6 protein-coding genes are annotated in these 7418 nt (G+C 56.8%); 2 read left to right on the forward strand and 4 right to left on the reverse strand.

What is annotated here, in order from left to right; all coding sequences use genetic code 11:
• Window positions 1-250 precede the first annotated feature (250 nt).
• Both MHK05_RS09580 and MHK05_RS09585 read left to right on the forward strand, forming a co-directional pair.
• Window positions 251-2500, forward strand: a complete 2250-nt coding sequence (locus MHK05_RS09580) for a choline BCCT transporter BetT (RefSeq protein WP_239206345.1) — start codon at window positions 251-253, stop codon at window positions 2498-2500.
• 45 nt (window positions 2501-2545) lie between these two features.
• On the forward strand, window positions 2546-4123 hold the full coding sequence (locus MHK05_RS09585) for an aldehyde dehydrogenase family protein (protein WP_239206347.1): 1578 nt from the start codon (window positions 2546-2548) through the stop codon (window positions 4121-4123).
• 84 nt (window positions 4124-4207) lie between these two features.
• On the opposite strand, the gene MHK05_RS09590 is transcribed toward MHK05_RS09585, so the two are convergent.
• The 4 genes from MHK05_RS09590 to MHK05_RS09605 all read right to left on the reverse strand — a co-directional run bounded on the left by MHK05_RS09590 (window position 4208) and on the right by MHK05_RS09605 (window position 7268).
• Complete coding sequence (locus MHK05_RS09590) at window positions 4208-4753, reverse strand: NADPH-dependent FMN reductase (protein ID WP_239206349.1); 546 nt, start codon at window positions 4751-4753, stop codon at window positions 4208-4210.
• A gap of 38 nt (window positions 4754-4791) precedes the next feature.
• Window positions 4792-5481: an alpha-ketoglutarate-dependent dioxygenase AlkB gene (locus tag MHK05_RS09595; RefSeq protein WP_198492326.1), complete on the reverse strand. Its 690-nt coding sequence runs from the start codon at window positions 5479-5481 to the stop codon at window positions 4792-4794.
• A 400-nt stretch (window positions 5482-5881) separates the two neighbouring features.
• Window positions 5882-6634, reverse strand: a complete 753-nt coding sequence (locus MHK05_RS09600) for an ABC transporter permease (RefSeq protein WP_023020306.1) — start codon at window positions 6632-6634, stop codon at window positions 5882-5884.
• Window positions 6624-7268, reverse strand: coding sequence for an ABC-2 family transporter permease (locus MHK05_RS09605; protein ID WP_239206351.1), 645 nt, complete (start codon window positions 7266-7268; stop codon window positions 6624-6626). Before MHK05_RS09605 ends, MHK05_RS09600 begins: the two co-directional genes overlap by 11 nt.
• Window positions 7269-7418: the final 150 nt, after the last annotated feature.

Consider the following 7418-nt stretch of genomic DNA (forward strand, 5'->3'; position numbering starts at 1 on the left):
GTAATTATTCACATCGCCTTATGTGCGGGCACTGCCTCCAGAGTACACATCCCGCTAGAAGTTTGCCCATCTTAATGTATATTTACCTTGTCCGGATGGATTTCTCTGGAGATGAAATCCGCAGTCTTTGCGCATAGTTCGCCCGAATATGATTCATTTCACTCACCTATCTCTCCCTGCGATCTTGTGAGCATTTTGGGGCACTCGTGCGAAAGATTCGGCCCAAAACAACCAGCAATAGGAGAAGTAGATGGCTAACTTTGATCCTCACAATCCTGAGGAGTCTCTCACTTCACATAAAGACCCCCAAGAAGGGGGTAAAAACACCTCTCTCGCAACCCCCTCTGGAGAGCCCAAGAAGCGCAGCCCGCGCTACCAAGTCCGCGCCCTCGTCGGCAGCTACAAGGCCGAAACCGGCGATGCCGTAGGCGCGGATCAGGTCCCTGCTCCCAAGACAAACTGGCCGGTATTTATCATCTCTGGCGTCCTCATTATTGCCATGGCGCTCTATGCCGGGCTCGGCCGCGATTCCGCGGCAGAAACCCTCGCCAGTGTGACCGGCTGGATCGGCCACAACCTTGGCTGGTTCTACGTTCTCACCGCCACCATCGCCGTGGTCTTCGTGCTCTATATTGCCTTTTCCAATGCCGGCAATATCCGCCTCGGACCGGACCACTCGCGGCCGAAATTTAATACCTTCTCCTGGGCGTCCATGCTCTTTGCCGCTGGCATCGGCGTGGACCTCATGTTCTTCGCCGTGGCCGAGCCAGTCACCATGTACATGCAGCCACCGGTCGGTGACGGCGAAACCATGGAGGCCGCCAAGGAAGCCGTGGTCTATGCCATGTTCCACTATGGCCTCACCGGCTGGGCGCTTTATGCACTTATGGGCATGGCCTTTGGCTACTTTGCCTACCGCCTGAACATGCCGCTGGCTATCCGCTCCGCGCTCTACCCGCTCATCGGCAAGCGCGTGCACGGCCCTATCGGCTCCGCGGTGGACATCGCCGCCATGCTGGGCACCGTCTTCGGTGTGACCGCTTCCCTGGGCATCGGCGTGGTGCAGCTGTCCTATGGCTTCCACCTCATCTTCGGCATCGAGCAGGGCCTTGGACTGCAGTCCGCCCTCATTATTATTGCGGTGGCCATTGCCACGCTGTCGGCTGTATCCGGCGTCGATAAGGGCATTCGCTTCCTCTCCGAGCTCAACGTCTATTTGGCCATCGCACTGATGGTCTACGTCGTGGTCTTTGGCAAGACCGCCTACCTCTTCGATGCCATCGTGACCAATATCGGTGACTACGTCGCAAAATTCCCATCTTGGACCATGGAGACCTTCGCCTTCGCCGAAGACCAAGCCAACGTAGATACCTGGATGCAGTCCTGGACCCTCTTCTTCTGGGCATGGTGGATCGCCTGGGCGACCTTCGTCGGCCTCTTCCTGGCCCGCATCTCCCGCGGCCGCACCCTGCGCCAGTTCATTTTCGGCACCCTGACCTTCCCGTTCCTATTCATCCTGATGTGGATGTCCTTCTTTGGTAACACTGCCTTGGACATGGTTCGCTCCGGCGACTACCCAGAATTCGCCGAAAACGCGATTAACGTGCCAGAACAAGGCTTCTACGACATGCTGCACGAGTTCCCAGGCTCTGGCATCGTCATCTTCTTGACCACCTTCATTGGCCTACTGCTCTACATCACCTCGGCCGACTCCGGCGCGCTGGTGATGTCCAACTTCACCTCTCGCATCACCGATAGTCGCCAGGATGGCGCACGCTGGATGCGCATCTTCTGGTCCGTGACCGTGGGTGCGCTGACCCTGGCACTGCTGCAGATCGATGGCATCGCCACCGTGCAGTCCGCGACCGTCGTGATGGGCCTGCCCTTCGCCTTCGTGGTCTACCTCATCATGTTCTCCCTGTGGAAGTCCCTGCGCCTAGAAAACGTGCAACGCGAGGCCCGCACCACCGCTATGCATGGCGTGATTTCCTCCCGTACTGAGCGCGATCCTTCGGATTCCAACCTGTGGAAGAACCGCCTCGACCGCGCCAACACCTTCCCTTCCAAGAAGGAGATGGATACCTACCTGCGCGATACCGCCACCTACGCCTTGGAGCAGGTTGCTACCCACATGCGTACCCGCGGCTACGACGCCATCTTGCTCACCAGCGAGCTTCCCGACGTCGAATTGCCCCAGCTCGACCTAGAAGTAAGGCTGCACAATGAGCGCATGTTCCGCTACCAGCTCTTCCCAGTCGCGGCCGAGCGCCCCGATTTCAGCGCGGGCGAGGGCGACGAGTACTACCGCCTCGAGGTCTACGATATGACCGGTTCGCTGGGCTATGACGTCTACGGTTATTCCGAGAATCAGATCATCAATAACGTGCTGGATCTTTATGAGCGCCACTTGGCCTTCCTCTACATGCAGCAGACCCAGCCGGGAGACTCCGATGTCTCCGATGGCGCCGAGCCCGAGCGCACCTGGCGCGAAGATAGCTAAGCTGGCCACTACAACTACCTCTATAAGAGAAAGGTTGCTTTTCACTTGAGCACCCAGAACACTTTGTTCGACCCCACCCAGACCGAGCTGTTGAAGGGCGTGCATGCCGATGGCGCCCCGAAGTCCCTGTTCATCAACGGTAAGTGGGAAGCCGCCCAAAGCGGCGAAACCCGCACCATCATCTGCCCGGCCGATGGTTCTACCGTCGGTTTAGTCTCCGAAGCCTCCGACGCAGACACCGAACGCGCCATCAAGGTTGCCCGTGAAACCTTCGACAACGGCGAGTGGGCCAATACCCCGTCCGCCGAGCGCGGCAAGCTGGTTATCCGCGTGGCCGATTTCATCCGTGAGCACAAGAAGCTTTTCGCGCAGGCCGAGTCCGCTGATACCGGCAAGCGCTATGAGGAATCTTTGGGCGATATGGATGACATCGCCAACGCCTTCGAGTACTTCGGCACCCTGGCCCAGCACCAGGCCGGTCGCGTAGTCGACCCGCAGGATCCCAACCTGCGCTCCCGCATCGATGCCGAGCCCGTCGGCGTCTGTGGCCTGATTACCCCATGGAACTACCCGCTGCTGCAGGTCTCCTGGAAGGTCGGCCCGGCCCTGGCCGCCGGCAATACCTTCGTCCTCAAGCAGGCGGAGCTCACCCCACACACCGCGATGCTGCTCATGGCCGCCCTCAAGGAGTGCGGCCTGCCGGACGGCGTAGGCAACCTCATCACCGGCGCCGGCGCTAACTGCGGCAACCCGCTCTCCCAGCACCCAGATGTAGACATGGTCTCCTTTACCGGTGGCCTGGTCACCGGCAAGATCATCGCCAAGAATGCGGCTGAGACCGTCAAGCGCACCGCGCTCGAGCTCGGTGGCAAGAACCCGAACGTCATCTTCGCCGATGCCGATTTCGACGTCGCCGTGGACAACGCCCTCAACGGCGCCTTCTTCCACTCCGGCCAGGTCTGCTCCGCAGGCTCCCGCATCGTCGTGGAAGAGTCCCTGCACGATAAGTTCGTCGATGCCCTGGTAGAGCGCGCCAATAAGATCAAGATCGGCGGCCCGACCGATGATAAGGCCGAGACCGGCCCGCTCATCTCCGCCGAGCACCGTGAGAAGGTCGCTGCCTACGTGGACAAGGCCCGCGAGCAGGGCGCCAAGATTCTCACCGGCGGCCGCGCCGCTACCAGCGAGGACACCAATGGCCAGCACGGCACGGGCACCACCGACTTGGGCGCTGGTGTCTACTACCTGCCGACCATCATCGATGGAGCTACCCGCGAGATGGACTGCGTCCACGACGAGGCCTTCGGCCCGACCGTGACTATCGAGACCTTCACCACCGAGGAGGAGGCCATCGAGATCGCCAACGACACCGAGTACGGCCTGGCTGGCGCCGTCTACACTTCCGACGCCGGCCGCGCCGAGCGTGTTGCCCGCGCCCTGCGCCACGGCACTATCTGGATCAACGACTTCCACCCGTACCTGCCGCAGGCAGAGTGGGGCGGCTTCAAGCAGTCCGGCAATGGCCGCGAGCTTGGCCCCACCGGCTTGGCCGAGTACCAGGAGCACAAGCACGTGTACCAGAACCTCTCCCCTGCCGCGTGGGATCAGTTCGGCCTGCAGTAACTAAGCCAGCCACATAACAGTCAGCCCCCGCGCTCCTTCCGAGCAGCGGGGGCTGGCTTTTTGTATGCGGCCAACGCGAACTGATTATGCAGTAACAGCATCTTCCAGCTCGGCCAGCAAGGAATTGGTGCGTTCTACCTTGGCATCTACAGGGCGGAATTCGCCGTCGGTCCAGTCAGTAAAGAAACCGAAGTCGAGCTGATTGCGCAGCTGCGGCATGGAGAAGTTGACCACGATGGTGCGCCATGCTTCCACGCCGCGGATTGCGCCCGCTGGACCGTAACCGGCGAATGCAACCGGCTTACCGATCCACTCCCCAGCCAAGCAGTCGAAGGCATTCTTGAATGGACCCGGCACGGAGCGGTTGTACTCCGGAGTAACAAATACGAAACCATCGCAGGCATCCACTGCATCAGACCAAGCCTGCACCTTTTTATCCGCATACTGCTTATTGGCGGTGGCAGGAATGACTTCAGTGGTCAGCAGTGGAACATCAAACTCCTTGAGGTCCAGCAGGGTGTACTCCACCCCATCCTGGCGCCCCTGGGCAAGATCATAAAGCCACTCACCTACTACCTTGCCGGCCGAGTTATCGCGGGTGGTACCGATGATGATGCCGATACGAGACATAAGAGAACCTTCTTTCCTTCAAGCTTTATGTAACATCCCTAGCTTACCGCCCGTGCAGATACTTGTCTGATGGTGATGTTGATACGTCCCTCACTCAACCCGCACCCCTCCGGCAATGTGCCGTCATTAACGCGCACTACCCCGTGGTAGGCAAAGCGCTTTGGCCCACCAAAGACCACCAAATCTCCAGAGCACAGCGTGATGTCATCCCACGGCCGCGTGCGCGACTCGGTATGCCCCATGCGGAAAAGAGCCTCATCCCCAATAGATAGCGAAATCACTGGGGCGGGTGACTCCTCCGAATCATCCACGTGCATGCCCATGGCCGATCCCGGTGGATAGTAATTCACCAATGCCATCTCCGGCACGAAGGTCTCCACCCAAGGCTCTAGCTCAGGTGCTACCTCAGCCGCGGCGCGCAGCGCTCCCGGAGCAATCCGCCGCAGGCTCTCCGGCACCGGCGGAACCCGCGTGCCGTCCATATTGTCCACATACCGATAGCTGGGATAATGCCAATACCTGCCCAAATGCAGCTGAAAAACGCTCATTTGCCCGCCGGATTTCAACCGCGGCCGCACCATCGCCATCGGCGTAGCCGCATACTCGCGCGCAATGCCGCGCATCTCTTCTACCAAAGCCTTCTGCTTATCGACGCCCACCCATCCCGGCACATGCCCCACCCCCGGAGCCACACGCACACTCGGCCGCGGCAGCGAATCAAAAAGCATGACCTCACCCTAACCCAACGCCCCGATAAATCGACCAAGACCTATTATTTTCGCCAGGGATTAGAATCCGTTCAAGACCACCACCCCACATGGCCCATAGGAACACAACGACCTCGACTTCCTCGCCAGCCTCGAACTAGACGAGGAAGCTCTTATCGGTTACCAGGCCGCGGATAACGACACGACAACCAGACTGAAAACGAGGAACCAGAGCTAGAAGCAGAGCACGACGGCAACCAGGACGCCGAACTCTAACCGCACCGGAGCCGGAACAGGATTAGTCCTTAGTTGGTGCTTTCCCAGACGTCATCAGGGATAGCCTCCTCCAACTCCCACTCTATGAAGTGCCCCATGAAAGGATGCGTGTACGGAAGTATCCCCCATATAAGTGAAATAGTTCCTACCCCTTCTTCGAGAGCTTTCTGCAGGTAAGAAACACGAACAAAAACATCCACAACAAAGCGATCACTCCTGAGAGAAAGAATGCCTCAGCACTAGATTCCCCCGGAGAACGAGCGAATGAAGTTGCGATGATTTGAGAAGTTGGCAAGAACTTCTCAACACCATTCGTACCCGCCAAGAGTTGATTTGCAATCGAGATTCCCATCGTGGCGATCGTTAGCCCCACTGCTGCACCCAAAACGCCAGCGAAATTATCAATATACGTTGAAAGCCAAAGGTAGAAACAACCTACAGCAAGTATTCCCAAAATGGTCCATAGAGAATAAACGGGAAGAAGCTTACTGAGCGGCTCCTCAGGATAGCCACTCATGTACTTATAGATGAGAGTGATTAAAAATTGAAGTACACCCATAGCTAGGGCGAGGGAAAAAAGGATAGAAATCTTCTCAATCAGAAGTTTCTTCCTTCCATTAGGTTGGCTTTTAATCCAATTGATATTTCCCCTTTTTTGCTCCGGTCCCATTAAGGTCGCGGAAATTGCTGCCACCAAAATAGGGGAAAGGATTCCGAAGTAAAGTCCCCCCATATTTGCCCAAGCAAAACCAATGGCACTGTTGGAATCTTGACCCCATTTCTCTTCCGGAACCATTGCGATTCCGAACCAAAACGCTAAGAGAAAAAGAAGTACTACCGCGAGAGCAATCAAAATCGTAGCTGGCGACTTCCGAAACACTGTCAAATTAAAGTTCATCTTGAAACCTCCGAGGAACCACAACAATTGAAAAAGTTGCAACAACAAGGGTGACTATGATCACAATTCCCAGATCCGAAAGAGACAAGACGTGATCCAAAAGACTGTCTTCTTGTACCTCTACAGGGGATAGAGCTCCAACTAAAGTGAAAGGAATGAAAATTGCTACTGCCTGAGGGATCATGTGACCAGCTGAACCGAGAACTGAGCCTATCAGCGCGATACCAACGACCCATCCAGGGTGCTTGAGACGCAAGGCAAGATGGAGGAACAAGGGGACCAAGGCAACAGTTTCCATCAACAAAGCAAAAACTACGACTACCAATTGGTTCCCTAAGACTGGAACGTTGAAAGAACGACTAGCTTGAACTGTCGCTAGTATGACAGCTGCAATTCCGAAGAATGCTACTAAACTCACCCATACAGACTTAATGAGCATGATTTCCCTGGCGGATGTCCCCAGAGATTGCAGCCGCGTAAGCATACGATTTTTACGATCGATCGACGAGATCACCAAAGAATACGAACCAATCAAGAGAGGAAGCATCAGACTTCCCAACTGAACCATATTCAACGTCAATGACCGCGGGTCCCGTTCTGTAGGATCCAGCTGGTTAAAGGTAGTAGTAGTCAAAATGAAAGCCCAAAACCCAAAAAGAACAAGGCGGAATCAAGCGGTGGATGCGCCACGCTTGAATAGTTCGTTAAGTATTTCACGTGGGGTTGCGCCGCCGAGGATTTGTCGGGGTGTTTCGTTGAGCTCATTTTGCACCCACGCGACATG

Source organism: Corynebacterium nasorum, from assembly GCF_022347325.1.
Lineage (GTDB): Bacteria > Actinomycetota > Actinomycetes > Mycobacteriales > Mycobacteriaceae > Corynebacterium > Corynebacterium kefirresidentii.